The organism is Novosphingobium sp. UBA6272, from assembly GCF_002440635.1.
GTDB lineage: Bacteria > Pseudomonadota > Alphaproteobacteria > Sphingomonadales > Sphingomonadaceae > Novosphingobium.
Genome location: NZ_DJUW01000030.1, coordinates 25,445 through 47,019 on the forward strand (window position 1 = coordinate 25,445; position 21,575 = coordinate 47,019).

Here is a 21,575-nt window from a genome sequence, read left to right on the forward strand (position 1 = left end):
AGGCCCGGTCGGCGCGATGCGGAAAGGGTGTGGAAGCTGGGGATAGGGCGGGGAGAAGAACGAAGGGATTTCGCTCGCAAAGGCGCAAAGACGCCAAGGGGAGCGGGCGCGCCGCAGGCTTTCGATCCCAACCATGCCCCATTCGGCCCGGTTGATGGATCAAAGCGGCTGCGCCGCATAGGCCAACCTCTTCGCGCCTTTGCGCCTTTGCGAGAGAAAATCTCTTCCCTTTGGCTCAGTGCCAGAACCAGCCCGGCTTCTGCGTGCGGGCCTTTCGGTGGCGCCACATCTGGATGTAGAGCCACAGGCCCGAGACCGAGAAGAACACCAGCGCCAGCCCTGCCGCGATCGATATGGCCACGCCGGCCGCCCCAAACTCCTCGCCGCCGTGCAGGTGATGCAGGAAGCCCACCCAGGCGCGCGCGCCGCCCGGATCGGGCTTTGGCCGGCAAGTCATGCTTTCCGGGCAGACGAAGCCAGCTGGGGCTGCGGCCACGGGTTGCGGCTCGCTGCTGGCCACCAGCGCGGCAAACTGGCTCATCACGCCGGTCACCGCGATCCACAGCAGGAACACTCCGAAAATCACGCTGAGCCAGCGATGCCATTTGCGCATGGGGGACAATCTCCTGAGTAAAGTTGCGAACAATTCGCAACAAGCAGGAGTCACCCCGCAAATCAAGGCGCGCTTCGTCGCCAATTGTAACGCAGGCCTGCTTCACCACCGCGCGCCAATTCCGTTTTGCCGGATTGCGCCTAGCATCCGCTCACCTGCTTGCAGACGGTGATAACCCCCAGCAGCATCAGCAACATGCCGCTCAGCGCGAAAAACGGATAGACGAACAGGCAGCCTCCGCAGCCGAGCAACGGAAAGCCGATCCAGCGCCCCGTGCGCCACGAATCCGGGCCGGCCTTGCGGCTGGCCAACAGCACTATGCCGCCAAACGCCATGACTGCCGCGCCGACAATGAACCAGCCCTTCATGGACCATAGCATTGCACCCAATTCGTTGACCATGTCTGCCGCTCACTGGCAGCTCAGGCACTCGTCGTAATCGGTGGTCGGCAACTGGTAGGTGGCCGGCTCGGCGGTGTTGTCCGCCTCGACCCCGCCGGCGAACCCGGCGCGCTGGACCGACTTCGAGCGCAGGTAGTAGAGGCTCTTGATCCCCCGCTCCCAGGCCTGGAAGTGCAGCATGGCGAGATCCCACTTGTCGACATCGGCCGGGATGTAGAGGTTCAGCGACTGGGCCTGGTCGATATAGGGGGTGCGATCGGCCGCGAATTCGAGCAGCCAGCGCTGGTCGATCTCGAAGCTGGTCTTGTAAACGTCCTTTTCCTCCTGGCTGAGGAAGTCGAGGTGCTGGACCGAACCGCCGTGTTCGAGGATCGAGTTCCAGACGTTGGTCGAATCCTTGCTCTTCGAAGCGAGCAGTTTTTCCAGGTAGGGGTTCTTGACCACGAAGCTGCCCGACAGGGTCTTGTGGGTATAGATGTTGGCCGGGATCGGCTCGATGCAGGCCGAAGTGCCGCCGCAGATGATGCTGATCGACGCGGTCGGCGCGATCGCCATCTTGCAGCTGAAGCGCTGCATCACGCCCATGTCGGCGGCATCGGGGCAGGCCCCGCGTTCCTGCGCCAGCAGCAGGCTGGCTTCGTCCGCCTTGGTCGCGATCCACTTGAACATCTTGAGGTTGAAGGCCTTGGCCATCGCGCTTTCGAAAGCCACGCCCTTCTTCTGCAGGTACGAGTGGAAGCCCATTACCCCCATCCCGACCGAGCGTTCGCGCATCGCCGAATACTTGGCGCGGGCCATCTCGTCCGGAGCGCGGTCGATATAGTCCTGCAGGACGTTGTCGAGGAAGCGCAGCACGTCTTCGATGAAGTGCTCGTCCTTGTTCCACTCTTCCCAGGTTTCGAGGTTGAGCGAGGACAGGCAGCAGACCGCGGTGCGATCGTTGCCGAGGTGGTCCTTGCCGGTCGGCAGGGTGATTTCCGAGCACAGGTTCGAGGTCGAGACCTTGAGCCCCAGATCGCGGTGATGCTTGGGCATCATCCGGTTCACCGTATCGTTGAAGACGATATAGGGCTCACCCGTGGCCAGGCGGGTTTCGACCAGCTTCTGGAACAGGCTGCGGGCATCGACCCGGCCGCGCTCCGACCCGTCCTTGGGGCTGCGCAGGATGAATTCATCGCCGGCCCGGACCGCTTCCATGAATTCGTCGGTAACCAGCACGCCGTGATGCAGGTTGAGCGCCTTGCGGTTGAAATCGCCCGAGGGCTTGCGGATCTCGAGGAACTCCTCAATTTCGGGATGCGAGATATCGAGATAGCAGGCGGCCGAACCGCGCCGCAGCGAACCCTGCGAAATCGCCAGGGTCAGGCTGTCCATCACCCGCACGAAGGGAATGATGCCGCTGGTCTTGCCGTTGAGCCCAACCGGCTCGCCGATCCCGCGGACGTTGCCCCAATAGGTCCCGATCCCGCCGCCGCGCGAAGCGAGCCAGACGTTCTCGTTCCAGGTCCCGACGATCCCTTCGAGGCTGTCCGATACCGAGTTGAGATAGCAGCTGATCGGCAGGCCGCGGTTGGTGCCGCCGTTCGACAGCACGGGGGTGGCCGGCATGAACCACAGCTTCGAAATATAGTCGTAGAGCCGCTGGGCGTGATCCTGGCCATCGGCATAGGCCGCGGCAACACGCGCGAACAGATCCTGATAGCGCTCACCAGGGAGCAGATAGCGGTCGTCGAGCGTATCGCGGCCGAAATCGGTCAGCAGCGCATCGCGGGCGTGATCAACCTCGATCGCGAACCGCCGTTCATGGATTGCCTTGCTGTCATCAGCCGGCTTGGCGGCCGCCGCCACCGCGCCAGCCAGCGCCTCTGCACCCAGCTTGGCCACCAGGGCTTCGGATCCGGTATCGCTCTTTTCGCTCATCGCCACTGCCGGGGCGCTCCCGGCCTCCTTCTTGGGCTTACCGCCTGCCGCTTGCGCCTCGGCCTCGCCCGAGGGGGTGCCTTCCGCCAGCGCTGCCTCAACCTCGGCCATGCTCGGCTCGTCTCCGTTCCTGAAATCCACTCTTTTTGCCCCTGTAATTCGCTCAGCCCCGCAGCCCTCGCGGGCCACCCCCATGTTCCTGTTCCGTTCGAATCGGCGGGCAAGCGCCCACCCTACTCCAACAGGGAGAACGAAACGAGAAAAAGTTATCCCGGATTCGTCCCCAGCCCGATGCCCGCAAGGCCCGCCAGAGCCAGACTCCGCCCCCGTTGCGCGAAACCGCGCCAATCTGGGCAAATCTAGGTCTAGTAGGTCCCCCCGCGTGTCGGACCACTATCTATAGTGCCTCATCCTGAATCGCGCGCAAGAGGGTAAATGGGTGTTAACCCCATGCTGTGGGTAAGTTGGACCTCCGCCATTCATGGCGCGATGCAGCGACGCGCGGGAAATCCGCCACTGGCGAATCGCGCAAGAGTCAAAATCAAATCCGAAAAAAAATTTGCCCGGGCACAGCCCCCGGTACGGCGTTGACAAGGATAGAATCGGATCCGGAAATCTTGTTGCGCAAAGCGCCCTCGCTCTGCAATCGCCGCCCGCTTGCGCCCGCCGTTCCAGGCACTACCTAGGAGGGTGAATCGCGACAGGAGGAATTGTCGGCCATGTTCAATATCATCGGCGCTCTCATCACCGGGCTGCTGGTCGGCGCGCTGGCCCGCTTCCTCTATCCCGGCGCGGTCGAGATGGGCTGGGGCCTGACCAGCCTGCTCGGCGTGGGCGGCGCCCTGGTCGCCAGCCTGTTCAGCAGCTGGAGCACCGGCCAGAGCGTGCGCGAAGGCTTCAGCCGCGCCGGCTGCCTCGGCTCGATCGTCGGGGCGATGCTGCTGATCTGGCTCGGGCGGATGCTGGGCTGGGGGTTTTAGCTACCGCGCATGCTCCGCGATCGCATCGGCGATCGTGTCGACCAGTTCGAGCGGCAGGTCGTGGCCCATGCCGGGCACTTCCAGCAGTTTCGCTCCCGGAATATGCGCGGCGGTATCGCGGCCGCCTTCGACCGGGACCAGCGGATCGTCGACGCCGTGGATCACCAGGCTGGGGACGCGGACCTTTTTGAGTCGCTTGCGGCGGTCGCCGTCGTCCATGATCGCGCTGATCTGGCGGGCTGCGCCTTCGGGGTAGAAGCTGCGGTTGAAATCGCGGCCGATCCGTTCGCGCAGGCGCTCTTCCGGGGTCGGATAGAGCGGGCTGCCGATCGCACGGGCAACGCGGATCCCGATCGGGATCACGTCATCGAGCGCGGCATTGGCCGGGGCCCGGTCAAGCAGCGCCTTGATCGCCTCGGGCTTGGGCCGGGGCAGGCGCGGATTGCCGGTGGTTGACATGATCGAGGTCATGGAGAGCAGCTTGTCCGGATGGTTGATCGCCATCAGCTGCGCAATCATCCCGCCCATCGAGGCGCCGACGACATGGGCCTTGTCGATCCCTAGCACGTCCAGCAGTGCTGCAGCATCATCGGCCATGTCGCTGAGCCGATAGGGCAGCCGCGCGCGCAGCCCGAACAGCCGCATCAAGGCGACCCGGCGGAAATTGGGCACTCCGGCATGGCCGAATTTCTCGCTCAGGCCGATGTCGCGGTTGTCATGGCGGATCACGTAGTAGCCGCGATGGACCAGCGCCTCGACCAGTTCGATCGGCCAGAGGGTGAGCTGCGCGCCAAGTCCCATCACCAGCAACAGCGGCGGATTGGCCGGATCGCCGTGGGTTTCGTATTCGATCGTGATGCCGTTGGCCTTGATGCTGGGCATGGTCCCTCCCGGTTATGATTTGTAGGGAGGAGTAGCGGCAAAGGCCGGGCAGGCAAGCCCCGTCAGTCGCCCGGCGGCGGTGAAATCGCCTGTTCGCCGCGCTCGTAGATTGCGCTGGCCCGCCCGACCAGCAGCGGATCGACCTTGCCGATCACCTGATCGTTGCGCCCCTCATAGTCGAACGATCCCAGCACAAACCGCAGTGCATTCAGCCGGGCGCGCTTCTTGTCGTCGCTCTTGATCACGGTCCAGGGGCACAGGTCGGTGTCAGTGGCGGCGAACATCGCTTCCTTGGCGGCGGTGTAATCGTCCCACCGCCCGGCGCTGGCCAGATCGACCTGGCTGAGCTTCCATTGCTTGAGCGGGTGAACCTTGCGTTCGGTAAAGCGGCGCAGCTGTTCCTCGCGGCTGACCGAGAACCAGAACTTGATCAGGTGGATGCCGCTGCGCACCAGGTTGCGCTCGAACTCGGGCGCCTCGCGCAGGAATTCCTCGTATTCGCCTTGGGTGCAGAAACCCATGACATGCTCGACCCCGGCGCGGTTGTACCACGAGCGGTCGAACAGCACGATCTCGCCCTTGGTCGGCAGATGCCGGGCATAGCGCTGGAAGTACCATTGGCCGCGTTCGACTTCGCTCGGCTTGTCGAGCGCGACGACCCGCGCGCCGCGCGGATTGAGGTGTTCCATGAAGCGCTTGATCGTGCCGCCCTTGCCCGCCGCATCGCGCCCTTCGAACAGGATCACCACCCGCGCGCCGCTTTCCTTGATCCATGACTGGAGCTTGAGCAGTTCGGCCTGGAGCAGGAACTTCTCGCGCTCGTAGTCGGAGCGCAGCATCTTGAACTTGTAGGGATAGCCGCCTTCGGTGATCCCGGGAGCCAGCTCGTCGCTGGTCTTGCGGACGGGGATCATCGAGCCGGCCATGCTGAGGTGCAGTCGCAGCCGCTCGGCATCGTCGGGCGCGGCCCCGGCGATCAGCGCTTCCAGCTCCTTATGTGCGCCGCGCGCCGCCATTGCTTCGGCGGCGGCAAGCAGGCCCTGCTCGGCCGCGACGACGCGCTCACCCGCGATGCTCGCGCCGATCGCGGCAGCCTGGCCTTCGGGCCGTGGTGGTGAAGAATCGTCGCTCATGTCCCCTGGACTCTCGCTAGCCGCCATAATGTTGCAGTTTCATGGCAACTGCAAAATCATTCTAGGGCACCAGCACCGTATCCTGCGCCTCTGGCAGCAGCCCCGGATAGTCGAGCGTGTAGTGCAGCCCGCGGCTTTCCTTGCGGTGCAGCGCCGAACGGACGATCAGATCGGCGCATTGCAGCAGGTTGCGAAGTTCGATCAGGTCGGTCGAGACGCGGAAATGGCCGTAATAATCCTCGATCTCGCCGAACATCATCTGGATCCGGTGCGCGGCGCGCTCCAGCCGCTTGGTGGTGCGGACGATCCCGACATAGTTCCACATGAACCGGCGGATCTCGGTCCAGTTCTGCTTGATAATCACCTCTTCATCCGAATCGGTCACTCGGCTTTCGTCCCAGGGTCGAACCGGCGGGGGCGCATCGAAGCTGTCCCATCGCGCGAGGATATCCGCCGCCGCCGCCTCGCCGAAGACGAAGCATTCGAGCAGGCTGTTGGACGCCAGCCGGTTGGCCCCGTGGAGCCCGCTTTCGGTGCATTCGCCGGCGGCATAGAGCCCGGGCAGGTCGGTGCGGCCATTGAGGTCGATCACGATCCCGCCGCAGGTGTAGTGCTGCGCCGGGACCACCGGGATCGGCCCCTTGGTCATGTCGATCCCCAGCCCGATCAGCTTTTCATGGATGTTGGGGAAATGCTCGCGGACGAATTCGGGCGGCTGGTGGCTGATGTCGAGGTGGACATAGTCAAGCCCGTCGCGCTTGATCTCGCTGTCATTGGCGCGGGCGACGATATCGCGCGGGGCGAGTTCCGCGCGTTCGTCATAATCGGGCATGTATCGGTGCCCGGTGCGGGGATTGAGCAGGTGGCCGCCTTCGCCGCGGACCGCCTCGGTAATCAGGAAGTTCTTGACCTCCAGATTGTAGAGGCAGGTCGGGTGGAACTGCATCATTTCCATGTTGCCGACCCGCGCGCCGGCGCGCCAGGCCATCGCAATCCCGTCACCGGTCGCGCCGCGCGGCGCGGTGCTGAATTGATAGACCCGGCCCGCCCCGCCGCTCGCCAGGATCGTCGCGCGGGCGGTGTGGGCCTCTACCTTGCCGGTCGCCTCATTGAGGGCATAGACCCCCCAGACCCGGCCCGATCCGGAATAGCGCTCTTCGTGTTTGCCGGTGATCAGGTCGATGCAGGCCTGGTGCGGCAGCAGGGTGATGTTGGGGTGGGCTTCGGCCGCCTTGAGCAGTGCCGATTGCACCGCCCAGCCGGTTGCATCGGCTACGTGGACGATCCGGCGGTGGCTGTGCCCGCCCTCGCGGGTCAGGTGGAGCGAATTGCCCTCGTGATTGAATGGCACCCCCAGCTCGACCAGCCGCTGGATCGAATGCGGCGCACGTTCGATCACGAATTCGACCGTCTCCAGCCGGTTGAGCCCCGCGCCCGCGACCATCGTGTCGCGGATGTGGTTCTCGAAGGTATCCCCGGCATCGAGCACGGCGGCAATCCCGCCCTGGGCCCAGGCTGTCGATCCGCCGGTCAGCTCACCCTTGGCCAGGACCAGGACCTTCACCCGCTCGGCCAGCGCCAGCGCGGCGGTGAGCCCGGCAGCTCCCGAGCCGACGATGATGACGTCGGTGTTCATGGATTACGCTCCATCGTAGCCTTGATCGCCGGGCGGGCCACGGACCTGCACCAGACGTATTGGATTGCAAACAGACACAGCTTCGAAGCGAAAACCCAGATTGCCATGTACTGCGCGGTGCGCTCGGCGCTGACCGCGAGCACCAAGGTGAAATTCAGTACGCCCGTGCCCAGCAGTAGGGCCGCCCAGGCTTTCTCGAACCAGCCCAGCAGGCTGGTCGGCAGGTGCGCGGCGGCAATGGCCGGGATGTAGCGTGCCATCCACCCGCGCTTGAGCATCGAGCTGCCGATGATGCCATAGACCAGCGTCGCCTTGACCAGCACGAAGCGGGGATCGTTGGTCAGCAGGGTCAATGTGCCCACTATCAGCACCACGGCAATGCTGGCCCATTGCAAGGGTGCAATGGGCCGATGGCGCACCTTTGCGAAAACCAGCTGCCCAACCGCCAATGCCATGCCCACCGAAGCAGCAAGGCGGGGATCCCCGGTGATCGCAAGAATCGCGTAGAATGCCAGAGTGGAACCAAGATCGACCACAAGCGGCGCTACAGCGCTCAACAGTGTCGAGCGTTCGAGCCGCCGAACCTCGCGCCGATCCGGCGGCGCGGTTGCCGAGGTCTCAGCGGCAGCCGCGTCGGAGGACCGGGAAGTCATGCCGCGGCGGAACTCGTCAAACTCACGAACACATCCTCAAGATCGGCCTCCCGCGTGGTCACGTCGACGATGTTCAGCCCCATGCCCTGGATCAGCGAGAGGACTTCGCCGGCGTTGGACTTGTCCTTGTCATAGGTGATTTCCAGCGTGGCCTCGCCGGTTTTCTCGCACTTGTTGAACGCCGGATGGCTGGGGCAATCGCCGACCAGCTTGTCGAGCGTCACCACCACGACCTTCTCGCGCCCCAGCGCGACCAGCTCGCGGGTGGTCTGGTTGGCGATCAGTTCGCCGTGGTTGATGATCGCGATCCGGTCACACAGTTCCTCGGCTTCTTCGAGGTAATGGGTGGTCAGCACCACGGTGACCCCGCCATGGTTAAGCTCGCTGACCAGGTCCCACAGCTGGCGCCGCAGTTCAACGTCAACCCCGGCGGTCGGCTCGTCGAGCACGATTACCGGCGGGGTGTGGACCAGGGCCTTGGCGATCAGCAGGCGGCGCTTCATCCCCCCCGAAAGGGTTCGGGCATAGGCATTGTGCTTGTCCGAAAGGTGAACCTGGCCGAGCAGCTCCAGCGATTTGCGCGCAGCCTTGGGCACCCCGTAGAGCCCGGCCTGGATTTCCAGCACCTCAAACGGGGTGAAGAACGGGTCGAACACGATTTCCTGGGGGACGATCCCGATCGAACGCCTGGCATTGCGGTTGTCGGCATCGATGTCGAAGCCCCAGATTTCTGCGGATCCGCTGGTTTTCATCACCAGCCCTGCAAGGATGTTGATCAGGGTCGATTTGCCCGCGCCATTGGGGCCGAGCAGGCCGAAGATCTGCCCCTGCGGCACGTCAAAGCTGACGCCCTTCAGCGCGTGCTTGGCCGGGGCGGAACCGGATGGGGCATAGACCTTGGAAAGGTCGCGGATGCGGATGGCGGCGGGGTTGTTCATGAAGAATCGCTTAGCTGTTCGGGGAAGGGTGCGTAAAGTCCGGAAACGGGGCAACTTCTTCAATTCCTAACGCGTCAGTAACCATGATCCTGCAGGCTACTTTTATAGTCTGGCAGGTATCGCTGTCGGAATGAAATTGGGGGTCCAGAACCAGCACGGCCTGTTGCCGCTGCCTTGGCGCATGATTTGCGCGGCCCTGGTCCTTGCCTTTGTCGCCCTTGCACCCACGCCGGCGGCTGCCCAGGCCGTGGTGTCGAGCGGCCGCGCCGAAGCGGTGGTGGTAGGCGCGCTCAGCTTCTTCAAAGTCGATGATATTGTGTTCGGCAGTATCATCCCTGGCCCAACTGCTGGGACGGTTGTCCTGGCTCCAACAGGGGCACGCACGAAAACCGGCGGGGTCAAGCTCGCGACCGGTGCGACCCCTCAACCGGCAAGCTTCGCGGGGCGCGGGGCAAACAATCAGCGTGTCGCGATCTCGGTTACCAGCAATTCGGTCACGCTCAACAGGGTCGGCGGCGGCGGCACGATGACGATGGACACCTTCATAATCGGCAGTTCGCCAACCGCGCAGCTGACGACAGCGCCGCTGGCGTTTCGGATCAACTCCGCAACCGGGATTTTTCAGTTTCCGGTCGGCGCGACCTTGCGGGTCAAGGCCAATCAGGCGCCAGGCAAATATACCGGCACATTTGCGATCACGCTCCAGTACCAGTAGGCTGGAATTTGCCGCTTCGTCCTGCTAGGGGTGCAGCCATGAGCACGCAGCCCGAAATCGCCCTCGTCACCAGCACCCGCGTTTCCTGCGACGGCGCCACCGGCATCGCCGCCGCGCTCGGCCATCCGCGCGTTTATCTTGAGATCGACGAGCACGGCTATGTCGATTGCGGCTATTGCGACAAGCGCTTCGTGCTGAAGGGTGGCCCGGCCGATGGGGCCGACCAGAGCAAGCTGCCCGACATCGCCTCTGGCGCGAGCCGCTAAAGCTGCATCACATGGCTGGCATCGGTCGCGTCACTTCGAGCAAAACCGAGCGCTTCATAGAACGCCGCCCCGCGATCGGTGGTGGTGCGGAGCCGCAGCAATGTGAAGTGACCACGGGCCGCTGACAGTATCTCCACCATCAGCGCGGTGCCGGCCCCGCCTCGACGCGCATCCGGGGCAACATAGACATGCCGGACTCGGCCAATGCCTTCCTTATCGCAGTAGGGATCGCGGTTGAGCCCTCCTGCGGCGACCAGTTGGCCGTGCTTCCGCACAATGAAATATTGTTCTCCGGGCCGGTCAAAGCGGTTGCTCCCGCTCTCCCAGTGTTCGATCAGCCGGTCCATGAAGGCATATCCTTCAACGTGGGCGATCGCCACGAGCGCGCGCAGATCTTCATCGATGCGATCGATGGCTGAAACTTGAAAATTCTGCGTCATGGCAACCGATAGTTTGCCGCTGGCGCTCTGAAAGCAAGTACCTATATCAAGACCTATGACCCAAACCGATCCCCGTTCGCTGCTGTACCGCCAGCTTGATCCCGCCCGGGCCCAGGCGCTGACCGCCGAGGCGCTGGCGCGCTGCGACGATGGCGAGCTCTACATGCAGTTCATCGCCTCCGAGACCTTTGCCTTTGACGATGGGCGGCTGAAAACCGCCGACTATTCGCGCGATGCCGGGTTCGGGCTGCGCGGGGTTTCGGGCGAAATGACCGGGTTCGCGCACGCCAACGAGATCAGCGAGGAATCGATCCGCCGCGCCGGGGAAACGCTGGCTCTGCTCGATCCGGCCAAGGGCCAGCCAGGTGCGCCGCCGCGCCAGAACAACCGCCACCTTTATACCGACCAGTCGCCGCTCGATGCATTGCCCTTTGCCGAGAAGATCAAGCTGCTCGAAACGATCGATGCTGCCGCCCGCGCCCGCGATCCGCGGGTCGTCCAAGTCACCGCATCCCTGGCCGGTTCGTGGTCGGTGGTGGAGATCGTCCGCGCTGACGGTTTCGTCGCGCACGATGTGCGGCCGCTGGTCCGGCTCAATGTCTCGGTGGTGGTCGAGCAGAACGGACGGCGCGAGACCGGCAGTTTCGGGATTGGCGGGCGGCGGCTTTATGATGACCTGTTCCAGCCCGAAACCTGGAACCGGGCGATCGACACCGCGCTGGCCCAGGCGCTGGTCAATCTGGAAAGCGTGGCTGCCCCGGCGGGTGAGTTCACCGTCCTGCTTGGCCCCGGCTGGCCGGGCGTGCTGCTGCACGAAGCGGTCGGCCACGGGCTCGAAGGCGATTTCAACCGCAAGGGCACTTCGGCCTTCTCGGGCCGGATCGGCGAACGTGTCGGCGCGCCGGGGGTGACGGTGGTTGACGATGGCGCGATCCTCGGGCGGCGCGGCTCGCTCTCGATCGATGATGAAGGCACCCCGACCGGCGAAACCGTGCTGATCGAGGACGGGATCCTCAAAGGCTATATGCAGGACCGGCTCAACGCCCGGCTGATGGGAGTGGAACCCACCGGCAACGGCCGGCGCGAAAGCTATGCCCACGCGCCGATGCCGCGGATGACCAATACCTTCATGAAAGGCGGGAATGACGATCCGGCCGAGCTGCTGTCGCGGATCAAGAACGGGATCTTCGCCAAGAGCTTTGGCGGCGGGCAGGTCGATATCGTCTCGGGCAAGTTCGTGTTCAGCTGCACCGAGGCCTACAAGGTCGAGAACGGCAAGCTGGGCGCACCGATCAAGGGCGCGACGCTGATCGGCGATGGCCCGACCGTGCTGACCCGGGTCATGGGTATCGGCAACGACATGGCGCTGGACGAAGGGGTCGGGATCTGCGGCAAGGGCGGACAGTCGGTGCCGGCCGGGGTCGGCCAGCCGACCCTGCTGGTCGAAGGGCTGACCGTGGGCGGAACCGGGTGAATTTTCAGCCTTGGTTCAGGTACCCCGCCTAGACTATCGAGAAGGGCAAAGAAGGATCATGACCATGCGCAAGATCGCCATCGCATTCGCCGCCACCGCAGCCCTGCTGGGCACTGCCACGCTGGATGCCAAACCCAGGCTTACCCCGCAGCAGCGGCTCGACAAGCTGATCGAAGGCCGCGTCGCCGGAGAACCCGTCAGCTGCATCCCGAATTTCGAGACCCGCAACATGCAGGTGCTCGACAAGACCGCCATCGTCTATGGCTGGGGCAACACGATCTGGGTCAACGTGCCCAAGAACGCCAAAGACCTGGATGACGACGAAATCATGGTGACCCGCACCAGCAACAGCCAGCTGTGCGATCTGGATATCGTCCACACGCTGGATCGCGGCAGCCAGATTCCGAGCGGCTTCATCAGCCTCGGCAAGTTCGTGCCTTACAAACGCGCCGCAAAGGTCGCCGCGGCGAACTGAGCGCAGTCAAAGCTTACAGCGAGGCGCCGCCTGGAGCGATCCGGGCGGCGTTCTTTTTGTGCGCAGTTGACAGGATGTGCGGCAGGTTTAGGGTAATCACCCTAACAAGGGCGATTCGAACGCCCGAGGGAGAGGATTGCCATGGCCAGCACCGCCACGCTTGAACGCACTGCATCGCCGATCGAACCGATCGATGTTTCCCGGCCCGAACTCTATTCCGAGGATCGCTGGCAGGACCTGTTCCGCAAGCTGCGGGCCGAGGCACCGATTCAGTACGTGCCCAAAAGCGACTTTGGTCCTTATTGGTCGGTCACCACCTACAAGCCGATCATCCATATCGAAGCCCTGCCCAAGATCTTTTCGTCTGACTGGGAAAAGGGCGGGATCGCCATTTCCGGCAGCCCCGAACTGCTGGCGCAATACAATATGCGTGAGCCGATGTTCATCGCGATGGACCCGCCCAAGCACACTGGCCAGCGCCGCACTGTCGCGCCCAGTTTCGGACCCAGCGAAGTGGCCGCGATGAAGGCCGAATGCGCGGCACGCACGGGCGAAGTGCTCGACAGCCTGCCGATCGGCGAACCGTTCGACTGGGTCCAGCAGGTCTCGATCGAGCTCACCACCGGGATGCTAGCCAAAATATTCGATTTCCCGTGGGAGCAGCGCCACAAGCTGACCGAATGGTCGGACTTCGGCGGCGATGTCGAAATGATCAAGAACCCCGAAACGATCGAACTGCGGCTCGCCAAGATGCAGGAAATGGGCATGTCCTTTGCTGCGCTGTGGCAGGAACGCATGACCAATCCGGGCAAGGACCTGATCTCGGTCATGCTGCAAAGCGATGCGATGCGCGAGATGGAACCCGAGGAATTCATCGGCAACCTGATCCTGCTGATCGTCGGCGGCAATGATACCACCCGCAATTCGATGTCGGCCTATGCCTATGCTCTGAACAAGTATCCCGATGAGCGGGCCAAGCTGGAGGCCGACCCTTCGCTGATCCCCAATGCCGTGCAGGAGCTGATCCGCTGGCAGACCCCGCTTTCGCACATGCGCCGCACCGTGACCGAAGATACCGAGATCGAAGGCGTGCAGATGAAGGCTGGCGACAAGGTGGTGATGTGGTACCTCTCCGCCAACCGCGACGAGAGCGTGTTCGAGGATGGCGAAGCGATCAAGGTCGACCGCGAGAATGCCCGCCGCCATCTCTCGTTCGGTTACGGCATTCACCGCTGTGTCGGTGCCCGCGTCGCCGAACTGCAGCTCATCACCCTGCTGGAAGAGATGGCCAAGCGGCGTCTGCGCGCCAATGTGCTGGCTGAGCCGACCCGCGTTCCGGCCTGTTTCGTCCACGGCTACAAGTCGCTGCAGGTCGAACTGTCGCGCTACTGATGAAGACCCGCGCCAAAGGGACCAGGGAGCGCATTGTCGAGACCGCCCGGGCCCTGTTCAACGAGCAGGGCTATGGTGCGGTTTCGACGGCGGGGCTGGCCGCGGCCTGCGGGATTGCCGAGGGCAACCTGTGGTATCATTTCAAGACCCGCCGGGCCTTGCTCGATGCCTTGGGTGAGCGCTTTGCCGCGGCGATCGAAGTGCGGCTGGCGCTGGTTCCCGGGGCCGACCCGGTCGCCAGCTATGCCCGGCTGCTCGAAGCGGTGATGGACGAATTTCGCGGCTTCCGCTTTCTCTACCGCGACCAGCGCAGCTATGGCGAACACGCCGAGCCGATCGCCGCGCATGCTCCCGAATGGCTCGAGCGGACCTTCGTCCAGCTCGAGGCGCACCTTGCAGCGCTGGTCGATGGTGGCCTGCTTGACTGGCCACGCGATCGGCTGCGCGATCTGGCGATCAACGCCACGATCATCCTGCGCTACGGGCTGGAGCACTATCAGGAACTGGGCGAGCCGACGCTGGAAGGGACTGGCGCGGTACGGCGCACGCTATTGCGCCACCTGACCCTGTTCGAACATCAGCTGGATCGCGGCGCTGCCGCGCGGTTGCATGCCGCGATCGCGGAGATGGGCGCGGAGGCGCTGGCGGCCTAGCGAGCTTGTCGCTATGGCCCCTTTATGACCAAGTCCATTCTCGTTCTCACCACCGGCGGCACCATCGACAAGAACTATTTCGACGCGCTGAGCGAGTACCAGATCGTCGATTCAGGCATTCCCGCGCTGCTCAAAGAAGCCCGCGTCGCGCTGCCGCACCGGGTAGTCGAAGTGATGCGCAAGGACAGCCTGGAACTGACCGACGCGGACCGCGCTGCGATTGCCAAGGCTGCACGCGAGGCGCCGGAGGCGCAAATCGTTATCACGCACGGCACTGACACCATGACCCAAACCGCCGCAGTGCTCGCCGCCGAGGTCCCCGGCAAGACGATCTGCCTGACCGGTGCGCTCAGCCCAGCGCGCTTCGCCGAAACCGACGCGCACTTCAACCTCGGCATGGCCTTTGCCACCGCGCAGGTCGCCTCGCCGGGGGTCTATATCGCGATGAGCGGCGAGGTGTTTGACGGGCTGAAGGTCAGGAAGGATCGCGCGGCGGGGAAGTTCGTGGCGCTCTAAAGCTTCACTCGCCAGAACTGCGTGACCGCGCCCTCGGTGCCATAGTCGCTGTCGTTGCTGAGCAGCAGGCTGCCGTCATCGAGGACGATCATGCCTTCCAAGTCGCCGCAGACATCCGGGTGATCGTCGCTGGAGAAGACTCGCTCCTTGGCCAGCAGGGCTACCCCGCCTCGCCCCAACTGCTCGAGCGTCGGGCGGTGGGCGGGATCGAGGAACTCGGCCGGCAACGCCTCGCCAAGGGACACTTGATAAATGTGTGTTGAAAGCGTCACGCGTTCAAGCACCAGCAGGCTGCCATCGGCGAGCGCGGCAAGTTCGCTGACCTTGACGTCGCTTTTCACCACCGGCCCCGCGGCGCGGTCGCGGCGGAAGCTTTCCGGAGGATCGAGCGGATAGGCATATTCCGCCTGGAACGCGGCGCTTGTCGCATCAAGCGCCCAGATCCGCAGCACATCGCCAGCATCATGCGCGGCGCGGTCGGGGTGAGCCAGCGGGCTCTGGAAAGCGGCATAGAGCGTGGCCCCGTCCGGGCGCATCGCCAGCGCCTCAAACCCCCGGTTGAGCTTGCGCGCGGCAGCGAGCGCAGGCAGCGCCTCGACCACCGGAACCCGCGATCCGGCATAGCGCGCCGCGCTCCCTTGCGGGATCAGGCGGTGGTGGACCAGGCCAGCCTCATCGACCAGCAGCAGCGAAGGGCCATATTCCTCGGCGATCCAGAACATGCCGTCGCTACGCGCCGCGATCCCTTCGCTGTCGGCCCCATCGGGGCTGGAAGGCAGCGGTGATCCATCGAGCGCAAAAGCAGGCTCGGTCTCCGCCCCGGCCAGTTCGGGCGGCGGCAGGCCGTTCAGTGGAGTGCCGTCAGCGGCGTGGAGCGGCAAGACCGCCTCCAGCTCAATCCGCTCCCCCACCAGCCGGAACCGCGCCAAGGCCGGACCAACGTCGGGCGTGGGCATAACCTTGGCCCCCTCCAGCCCGGCCTGCTTGGCGAGGTGATCCAGACCGTAGCGTTTTACCGCATCCTTCGGCTTGATATTGGGCCCGCGGTCGCCGATGCCCCAGAAAGTCCCCACCGGATCGCCCGCGCGGCGGCACAGGCCCGAGGTAAGGCTGCGGTGCAGCGCCATTTCGCCTTTGGGTGTGGGCACGCTTTCAAGCGGCACGTCAGTCCAGGCGAGGCGATGGATCACTTCCGCGCTATTCCCACTCGATTGTTCCGAGTGACATCAAGCCATTGAGATTATTGTAGAAAATATTTATTTTCATTCTGGTTCCCGAAGGCGTGGCCGTCACATTCTTAAGATTATGATTTTACGGGCAAAAACTGCGGATTTTTTGAGGCGATGGTTTCAGCTACAATCGCTACCAATTGGCTGTTTTACCACACCGAATTGCCAAAACGAGTCTCCGCGTCAGTTGTAGCTGATTACCGTCGAAGCGAAACCCGATTCTGATTCGGTCAGGCCAATCACTGCTACCTAGTTCTGCGACCATCAGGCCAGCGGGTAAAGTTCTTCTCCAAAACCTCGCCTGATCGCAACGCAATCGTCGCAAAGCCGCAAAGAGGGCACGCCCGGCATTGCGTCGGCTGCATTGGCCAGCCCGTAATCGCGCGCCGGATCGCCACATGAAGAACAGACGTTGATTGATTTCGCTCTTCGTATCGCGTGACGAGCAATCACGCCCAACTGCGGCTCAACGCGGTCCACGATCGAAAACCATAACTCGGAATGGGGAACCACTCTCTCCATGTATTGGGCGACGTCTGCGGGATGGTGCCGGAGTAGCCAGGCGCGGGCAGTCTCGACCCGAAGCTCATGGTTGCGAACCAATGTCTCATAAAGCTGAATCAGCAGTTTCAGCGTCTCTCGCTCGCTCGCATTTTGCGCGGCCTGATAATGCGCCAGGTTGATTGCGAACCTGACACCCCCTGAATAGGCTTCACGGATCGTATCGACGCAATAGGTCCGCAGGTCGGCGAGCATTTCCGGGGCGACGATGCTTTCCATCACAGCAAGGTCATATCGGTAGGGATGCGCTTGAAGTTCGTGCTTCCAGATATCGAGGTAGCCAGAATCCCGATAGGCCTGTGCAATCGCGGAGTCCCATTCCGGATGATTCCGCACGACCTTGTCCAGATCGTTGAAATTCTCGATTGTGGGATCGAGTTTACGCCCCGCCGTCAAGACGGCATTCTGGGAGTCGCGCATTTCTTGGAGCGGGTTCGGGCGCGCCGCAATGGCCTCCATCTCGGCGACCGACACAGCCTGCGTCACATCCTCCAGTTCGACGAGGAGCGGACTCTTTCGCAGATCTTCCGGAGTGCAGTAGTCCTGATCCGGCACGAGCCAGATACCAATGCTGCCATAGGCGCGAGCAACCAGGCGCGAGCAAAATTGCCGGCTGCCGCGCGGCTTGGCACCGCCAAGCACCGAGCGTGCCGCTTCCGATTTCGAATATCTTGTACCTATCTCGGAGCGAGCGAAATCAATGACGCGCGCCATTTCGGCAGGTGACAGTGCGTTTCGCAACCGGAAGGCAAAGACCGCTTCGTCTTCGTGGAAATACTCGCGTTGCAGGTTCCAAGCCTGAACCCCGTCAGCGGTTGAATCGATGATAGACCCGTGTTGCACGCAGATCATTGCATGGGAAACGATACCCCTGCTTGCTACGCGCACGAGCTTTCCAGCCTTGGTCCGGTTGGCGGTAAGGATAATGTCCCCGGGCCGTAGCCTGTCTATGTCAATCCGCTGCATCAGCGCCTCGCCGCACCCTGAATATCCGCGAGTAGCCACCTGGAATACCGCCGTCGAAAGCCTCTCGTTTGAGCGTCACCTTGCCAAACGGAATGTTTGCTTCGAAATCGTCGAGCGACGCCAAGAGGCCCTTCAGTCTTTCCACAGCGTCCAGGCTGACCGCCTGCTCCAGCAAGTGGAGCGAATGCAGAACGAACATGTCTTCCGCTTCGCGCGCCGCACTGGGGTCGTTCACATTTAGTTTGATCTTGAGCGTGTTGGCAGCCTGCTCTGAGCCGTCGATGTAGTAAGCAATGTTGTTTCGCCAAATGGCACCGTTGCCAAATTCGCGCATGGGGCTTGAAGCGAACCATTCGCCATCGAAGCTGTGGTGGTAGTGGCCGGTCTCAACGCCAAGGTCTGCCATGAACTGCATGGCGAAGTAGGGCGACCAGCCATCCTTTGGCTGAACTGCCGGTGGCGATTTCTCGCGCGCCGTCAACGCGCGCAGGGCTTCGAGCGAGTGCTTGAGTTCGGCCTTGTTTGATGGACGCGAAGTTTGCAGCGCTTTGCGCCACCGATCGAGCAGCACGACGTCGCCGCGAATCCGGGTTATGGCGAGCCAGCGAGCATAGGGAACCAGTCGGCTTTCGATCCCGAAGATGCCGATCGTTGTGAACATGCTGTTGTAGGCGACGTAGGTCCGCCAACCATACAGGAAGGGCAAAAACCCAAGCGACAGCAGTATGGGAATGACGAATTCCGAAGCAGTATTCCAGGTGGCAGCCTTCTGCCACTGTTCGACAGTCTTCAGCAGGCTGAAGCCGAGGTACAAAAAACCAATAGCCGTGGTCATACAGCTAAGCAGCCGCGCCGCTGGCGCGTGTTCGGGTTTGTGTTTGGCGAATTCTCCTGTCAGCGCAATCAAGGTTACCAGCGGAAAGGCGATTAGCTCGACGATCAGCGGAAACGTGTGAAGCCCGGTTATAAACACCAGCACAGCCGTCACCGAGACGACGTCGCGGGTGATCTTGCCAAGGCTTGCAGGTCTTTCCTTGGCGTTCGCCACCTCGAACATCGTGACGAAGGCAAAGGTGGCCAGCCAGAGGATTGTCGTTTTCAAATTTGTTGCCGACCACAGGCCAAAGCGCTGCAGCGCCCAGATTTCTGCCCCTGCATAAAGCGCGGCAATGGCGAGAGGAGCCAAGAGCACCGGCTTTGCGAGGGCCTTCAATACACCAACGGCGCTTGGACGCGTTGACCGATGAAAGACTACAAACGCCGCGAATGCGACCAACCAAAATGTGGCGGCGGCTTCACGCGTGTTCACTGTGCCCAGGAAAGCTTGCGCGGCGTCGATTGCGCTCTCGCCGGTCAATGTCACACCGCAAACCGGGCGGCAAAGGCATGAACCTGACCAGCCTCCCAAACGGGTTCATCGGCATCAGCTATCGCCCGCTCGCGCGCCCGTTTCGCCATCCACTGGCGATAGCTTGGCTCGGGGTGCTCTTTTTCCAGCGCCTTGATCGCAGCGTAGGTCTCCGCGCCCGGCTCAGACGACAGCAGATTGAACAACTTGTTGCGCGCGTCCTGCGCGTTGTCCCGAAGCGTTGGCGAGTAAACGCCGCCATTGGCCCGGTTGAGATCTTCGCTCGACTTGATGTAGCGATGCATCAAGACATAGAGATCCTTGAGATGCGCAGCCGTCTTAAACGCGCCTGTCCGGTAGCCTGTCCCGTGCCGGTCGCACAGCAGTGATACGACGAAGAGCTGGGCGAAGTCCGAACCGCCTGCCTCACCAAGGCCTTCCAGTTCTGCCGTGAGAGCCGGAATGGCGTCCTCCGGTGCGTTATCGACCCACAGCGCATACCAGCGCGGACGCTGCTCGGCTTCGACCCCGACGGCGAGTTTCGCCTGCGCCAAACCACCAAGCTCGCCCGGCGACACCCCGGAACTTGACAGGATGTTGAGGCAATAACGCAGATTGTCAGCGTTGCGCATGTCGTTGGAACGCAGCCAATCACGGATCAGCGGCGCGACCTCTGCGTGCAGCCAAGGTGCATGGTAGAGGATGTCATGAAGGATATGGTGGGTCGGCTGATCGGCCTTGCTATGGTCCAGCTCCCAGATCAGTTCCTTGGCGACGGCTTCAAGTCCGGCTTTCGGGTGCGCGCGGTAGAGCGGCTCGAACCAGCGCGGGAACCCGTTCAACTCCCAGGCCACGTAGCGCAGGGCATGCCGGGCATCTTCGTCGCTGAGTGCGGTGAGGAAGTTTTCGGTTTCATCAAACTCGATCGCGATCCCCGCCATGGCGAAGATGAGAGCATAAGGCGTCGATCCAGTATCGCCCCCTTCCGACCGCAGCACTGGGCGATACGGTCGCCAAAACGCGATGGCCGCGTCACGATAGGCCTGCGCAACCTCGTCGCCGAATTCGGGGGTCAATTGCCGCCACGCCGCACCCCAATCGCGATCACGCGAGATGCCGTCGCCGCGCACACTGTGCAGCAGATGATATTGGTCATGGCTGAACTCCCCAGGCTTCAGTCCCTCTGGCGAGCGAACCCGGTTTGGGTCCGCCTTGAGCGCCCGCACCCAGTCAGCCCGATCGCGCTGCTCCCTGGCTTCCCGTGCCCTTCTTTGACGCTTCCACTTGCGCTCCTCGGCCTGCATGTCCCGCACTGCCGGTGACGGGCGGGGATCGGTCCGTTCGGCGAGCGCCGTTTCCAGTTCGGCCTGACCTGACGTGGCGTCTCGCATCTGTTCGAGCCATTCGGCCGGTCGATCCTCGCCGACAAAAAGGACAAGGCAGCGCGAAAGGGCAACCAGCCGGTCATCGAGCGCCTCCATTTCGCGCACCCAGCCTAGGCAGCGATCAAAATCGTCGGCCCCGAAGCGCCAGAAAGGGCTCATGAACGAAATCTGCCAGTCATCGACCAACCGCTCGCCTTTGGCGACGAGGTGCGTGCGACGCTCGGCAACGCTCGTCCAGTACAGGAGATCGTTCAGTTCCTGCCAGCGCGGGACATTGGCATTGAGGGCGGTCTTATAGTCTGCCCCGTCATCGCTACGCCAGAAGCGCACCGCAGGCACTTTGCGCAGGATTGCGAGAGCGCCAGCTTCCAATGCCGCTGATGCACGGCCGCTCACCAAGCGATCCACAGCATGGAGCGCGGGGCCCATAAGCCAAGTAAACGCCTCGGAGACATGGCACTCGCCACGCTCGATATAAGGCTCACGATCGAGAAATCCGTTGAGACCTTCCACGAGTCGCGCAACGGGCTGTTCGGGCGCTGCATCGGCCATGATCGGCAAACGGTCGATGAACCGATGCATCGCTTCCGATAGCCCCGTCGCTTCGAACCGCTCATATGGCGGCAGCCGATCAATGGTTGCGAGCAACAGTTCGACGCTGCGCAATGTCGGCGTCTCCCACTCGAGAATTTCAGCCAGCAGCCTTCTGTCGAGCGGGCCTGTATGCGCGGCAATGGCCGACCAAAGGCGATCTTTTTGCGCCTCATCTCCCAGAGTCATGATCGCGCGAATAGAGGCGATACGCGCGTAGCGGCCGCGCTCCGCTTCGAGTGCGATCTGTTCCAGCGCGGGCAGGCATTCGCGCATCTCGCCCTGCCAGACTAAGCGCCCCATGAAGAAAACGACGTCGTCGTCGCTGCCGAAGCGTTCGAGCAGCGCCAGCGCATCGGCACCAAGATCGGGGGCAGCAATGCGCTCAATAGCTGTATTGTCCATGAT

Annotated in this window: 21 protein-coding genes; 8 read left to right on the forward strand and 13 right to left on the reverse strand. The window is 63.0% G+C overall.

Features of this window, described 5'->3' with window-relative positions:
• Window positions 1-235: 235 nt before the first annotated feature.
• The 3 genes from B2V17_RS14365 to B2V17_RS14375 all read right to left on the reverse strand — a co-directional run bounded on the left by B2V17_RS14365 (window position 236) and on the right by B2V17_RS14375 (window position 3,075).
• The gene (locus tag B2V17_RS14365) at window positions 236-613 is read right to left on the reverse strand and encodes a PepSY domain-containing protein (RefSeq protein ID WP_292998845.1); all 378 of its coding nucleotides are present in this window, start codon (window positions 611-613) and stop codon (window positions 236-238) included.
• A 140-nt stretch (window positions 614-753) separates the two neighbouring features.
• Window positions 754-1,014, reverse strand: a complete 261-nt coding sequence (locus B2V17_RS14370) for a hypothetical protein (RefSeq protein WP_292998847.1) — start codon at window positions 1,012-1,014, stop codon at window positions 754-756.
• Between the two features lie 9 nt (window positions 1,015-1,023).
• On the reverse strand, window positions 1,024-3,075 hold the full coding sequence (locus B2V17_RS14375; RefSeq protein ID WP_292998849.1) for a ribonucleoside-diphosphate reductase subunit alpha: 2,052 nt from the start codon (window positions 3,073-3,075) through the stop codon (window positions 1,024-1,026).
• 578 nt (window positions 3,076-3,653) lie between these two features.
• On the opposite strand from B2V17_RS14375, the gene B2V17_RS14380 reads away from it, so the two are divergent.
• Window positions 3,654-3,914, forward strand: a complete 261-nt coding sequence (locus B2V17_RS14380) for a GlsB/YeaQ/YmgE family stress response membrane protein (RefSeq protein WP_292998851.1) — start codon at window positions 3,654-3,656, stop codon at window positions 3,912-3,914.
• On the opposite strand, the gene B2V17_RS14385 is transcribed toward B2V17_RS14380, so the two are convergent.
• The 5 genes from B2V17_RS14385 to B2V17_RS14405 all read right to left on the reverse strand — a co-directional run bounded on the left by B2V17_RS14385 (window position 3,915) and on the right by B2V17_RS14405 (window position 9,156).
• The gene (locus B2V17_RS14385) at window positions 3,915-4,796 is read right to left on the reverse strand and encodes an alpha/beta fold hydrolase (RefSeq protein WP_292998853.1); all 882 of its coding nucleotides are present in this window, start codon (window positions 4,794-4,796) and stop codon (window positions 3,915-3,917) included.
• 62 nt (window positions 4,797-4,858) lie between these two features.
• Window positions 4,859-5,929 (reverse strand): polyphosphate kinase 2, encoded by a 1,071-nt coding sequence (ppk2, locus tag B2V17_RS14390; protein WP_292998855.1) that lies wholly within the window; start codon window positions 5,927-5,929, stop codon window positions 4,859-4,861.
• 61 nt (window positions 5,930-5,990) lie between these two features.
• Window positions 5,991-7,565, reverse strand: a complete 1,575-nt coding sequence (gene nadB / locus B2V17_RS14395) for an L-aspartate oxidase (protein ID WP_292998857.1) — start codon at window positions 7,563-7,565, stop codon at window positions 5,991-5,993.
• Window positions 7,562-8,218 carry a septation protein IspZ gene (locus B2V17_RS14400; RefSeq protein WP_292998859.1) on the reverse strand — a complete coding sequence of 219 codons (657 nt, stop codon included), beginning with the start codon at window positions 8,216-8,218 and terminating at the stop codon, window positions 7,562-7,564. The genes nadB and B2V17_RS14400 overlap by 4 nt, the downstream gene beginning before the upstream one ends.
• A complete protein-coding gene (locus B2V17_RS14405) occupies window positions 8,215-9,156 on the reverse strand; it encodes an ABC transporter ATP-binding protein (protein WP_292998861.1) in 942 nt (313 codons plus the stop codon). Before B2V17_RS14405 ends, B2V17_RS14400 begins: the two co-directional genes overlap by 4 nt.
• 181 nt (window positions 9,157-9,337) lie before the next feature.
• On the opposite strand from B2V17_RS14405, the gene B2V17_RS14410 reads away from it, so the two are divergent.
• Complete coding sequence (locus tag B2V17_RS14410; RefSeq protein WP_292998862.1) at window positions 9,338-9,871, forward strand: DUF4402 domain-containing protein; 534 nt, start codon at window positions 9,338-9,340, stop codon at window positions 9,869-9,871.
• A 38-nt stretch (window positions 9,872-9,909) separates the two neighbouring features.
• Complete coding sequence (locus tag B2V17_RS14415) at window positions 9,910-10,137, forward strand: zinc-finger domain-containing protein (protein ID WP_292998863.1); 228 nt, start codon at window positions 9,910-9,912, stop codon at window positions 10,135-10,137.
• On the opposite strand, the gene B2V17_RS14420 is transcribed toward B2V17_RS14415, so the two are convergent.
• Window positions 10,134-10,577 (reverse strand): GNAT family N-acetyltransferase, encoded by a 444-nt coding sequence (locus B2V17_RS14420; RefSeq protein WP_292998864.1) that lies wholly within the window; start codon window positions 10,575-10,577, stop codon window positions 10,134-10,136. The two genes, B2V17_RS14415 and B2V17_RS14420, sit on opposite strands and share 4 nt — an antisense overlap.
• Before the next feature lie 55 nt (window positions 10,578-10,632).
• Between B2V17_RS14420 and tldD the strand changes: the two genes are divergently transcribed.
• From tldD to B2V17_RS14445, 5 genes are all read left to right on the forward strand, one after another.
• Window positions 10,633-12,051: a metalloprotease TldD gene (gene tldD, locus B2V17_RS14425; protein ID WP_292998865.1), complete on the forward strand. Its 1,419-nt coding sequence runs from the start codon at window positions 10,633-10,635 to the stop codon at window positions 12,049-12,051.
• A 64-nt stretch (window positions 12,052-12,115) separates the two neighbouring features.
• Window positions 12,116-12,526 (forward strand): hypothetical protein, encoded by a 411-nt coding sequence (locus tag B2V17_RS14430; RefSeq protein ID WP_292998866.1) that lies wholly within the window; start codon window positions 12,116-12,118, stop codon window positions 12,524-12,526.
• Between the two features lie 141 nt (window positions 12,527-12,667).
• Complete coding sequence (locus B2V17_RS14435; protein WP_292998867.1) at window positions 12,668-13,918, forward strand: cytochrome P450; 1,251 nt, start codon at window positions 12,668-12,670, stop codon at window positions 13,916-13,918.
• Window positions 13,918-14,571: a TetR/AcrR family transcriptional regulator gene (locus B2V17_RS14440; protein ID WP_292998868.1), complete on the forward strand. Its 654-nt coding sequence runs from the start codon at window positions 13,918-13,920 to the stop codon at window positions 14,569-14,571. Before B2V17_RS14435 ends, B2V17_RS14440 begins: the two co-directional genes overlap by 1 nt.
• A 24-nt stretch (window positions 14,572-14,595) precedes the next feature.
• The gene (locus tag B2V17_RS14445) at window positions 14,596-15,087 is read left to right on the forward strand and encodes an asparaginase domain-containing protein (RefSeq protein ID WP_292998869.1); all 492 of its coding nucleotides are present in this window, start codon (window positions 14,596-14,598) and stop codon (window positions 15,085-15,087) included.
• On the opposite strand, the gene B2V17_RS14450 is transcribed toward B2V17_RS14445, so the two are convergent.
• From B2V17_RS14450 to B2V17_RS14465, 4 genes are all read right to left on the reverse strand, one after another.
• On the reverse strand, window positions 15,084-16,277 hold the full coding sequence (locus B2V17_RS14450) for an esterase-like activity of phytase family protein (protein WP_292998870.1): 1,194 nt from the start codon (window positions 16,275-16,277) through the stop codon (window positions 15,084-15,086). The two genes, B2V17_RS14445 and B2V17_RS14450, sit on opposite strands and share 4 nt — an antisense overlap.
• Window positions 16,278-16,580: 303 nt before the next feature.
• The gene (locus B2V17_RS14455) at window positions 16,581-17,843 is read right to left on the reverse strand and encodes a YiiX/YebB-like N1pC/P60 family cysteine hydrolase (protein WP_120220372.1); all 1,263 of its coding nucleotides are present in this window, start codon (window positions 17,841-17,843) and stop codon (window positions 16,581-16,583) included.
• Window positions 17,830-19,206 carry a hypothetical protein gene (locus B2V17_RS14460; RefSeq protein ID WP_292998871.1) on the reverse strand — a complete coding sequence of 459 codons (1,377 nt, stop codon included), beginning with the start codon at window positions 19,204-19,206 and terminating at the stop codon, window positions 17,830-17,832. Before B2V17_RS14460 ends, B2V17_RS14455 begins: the two co-directional genes overlap by 14 nt.
• Window positions 19,203-21,572 carry a hypothetical protein gene (locus B2V17_RS14465; protein ID WP_292998872.1) on the reverse strand — a complete coding sequence of 790 codons (2,370 nt, stop codon included), beginning with the start codon at window positions 21,570-21,572 and terminating at the stop codon, window positions 19,203-19,205. The genes B2V17_RS14460 and B2V17_RS14465 overlap by 4 nt, the downstream gene beginning before the upstream one ends.
• Window positions 21,573-21,575 lie beyond the last annotated feature (3 nt).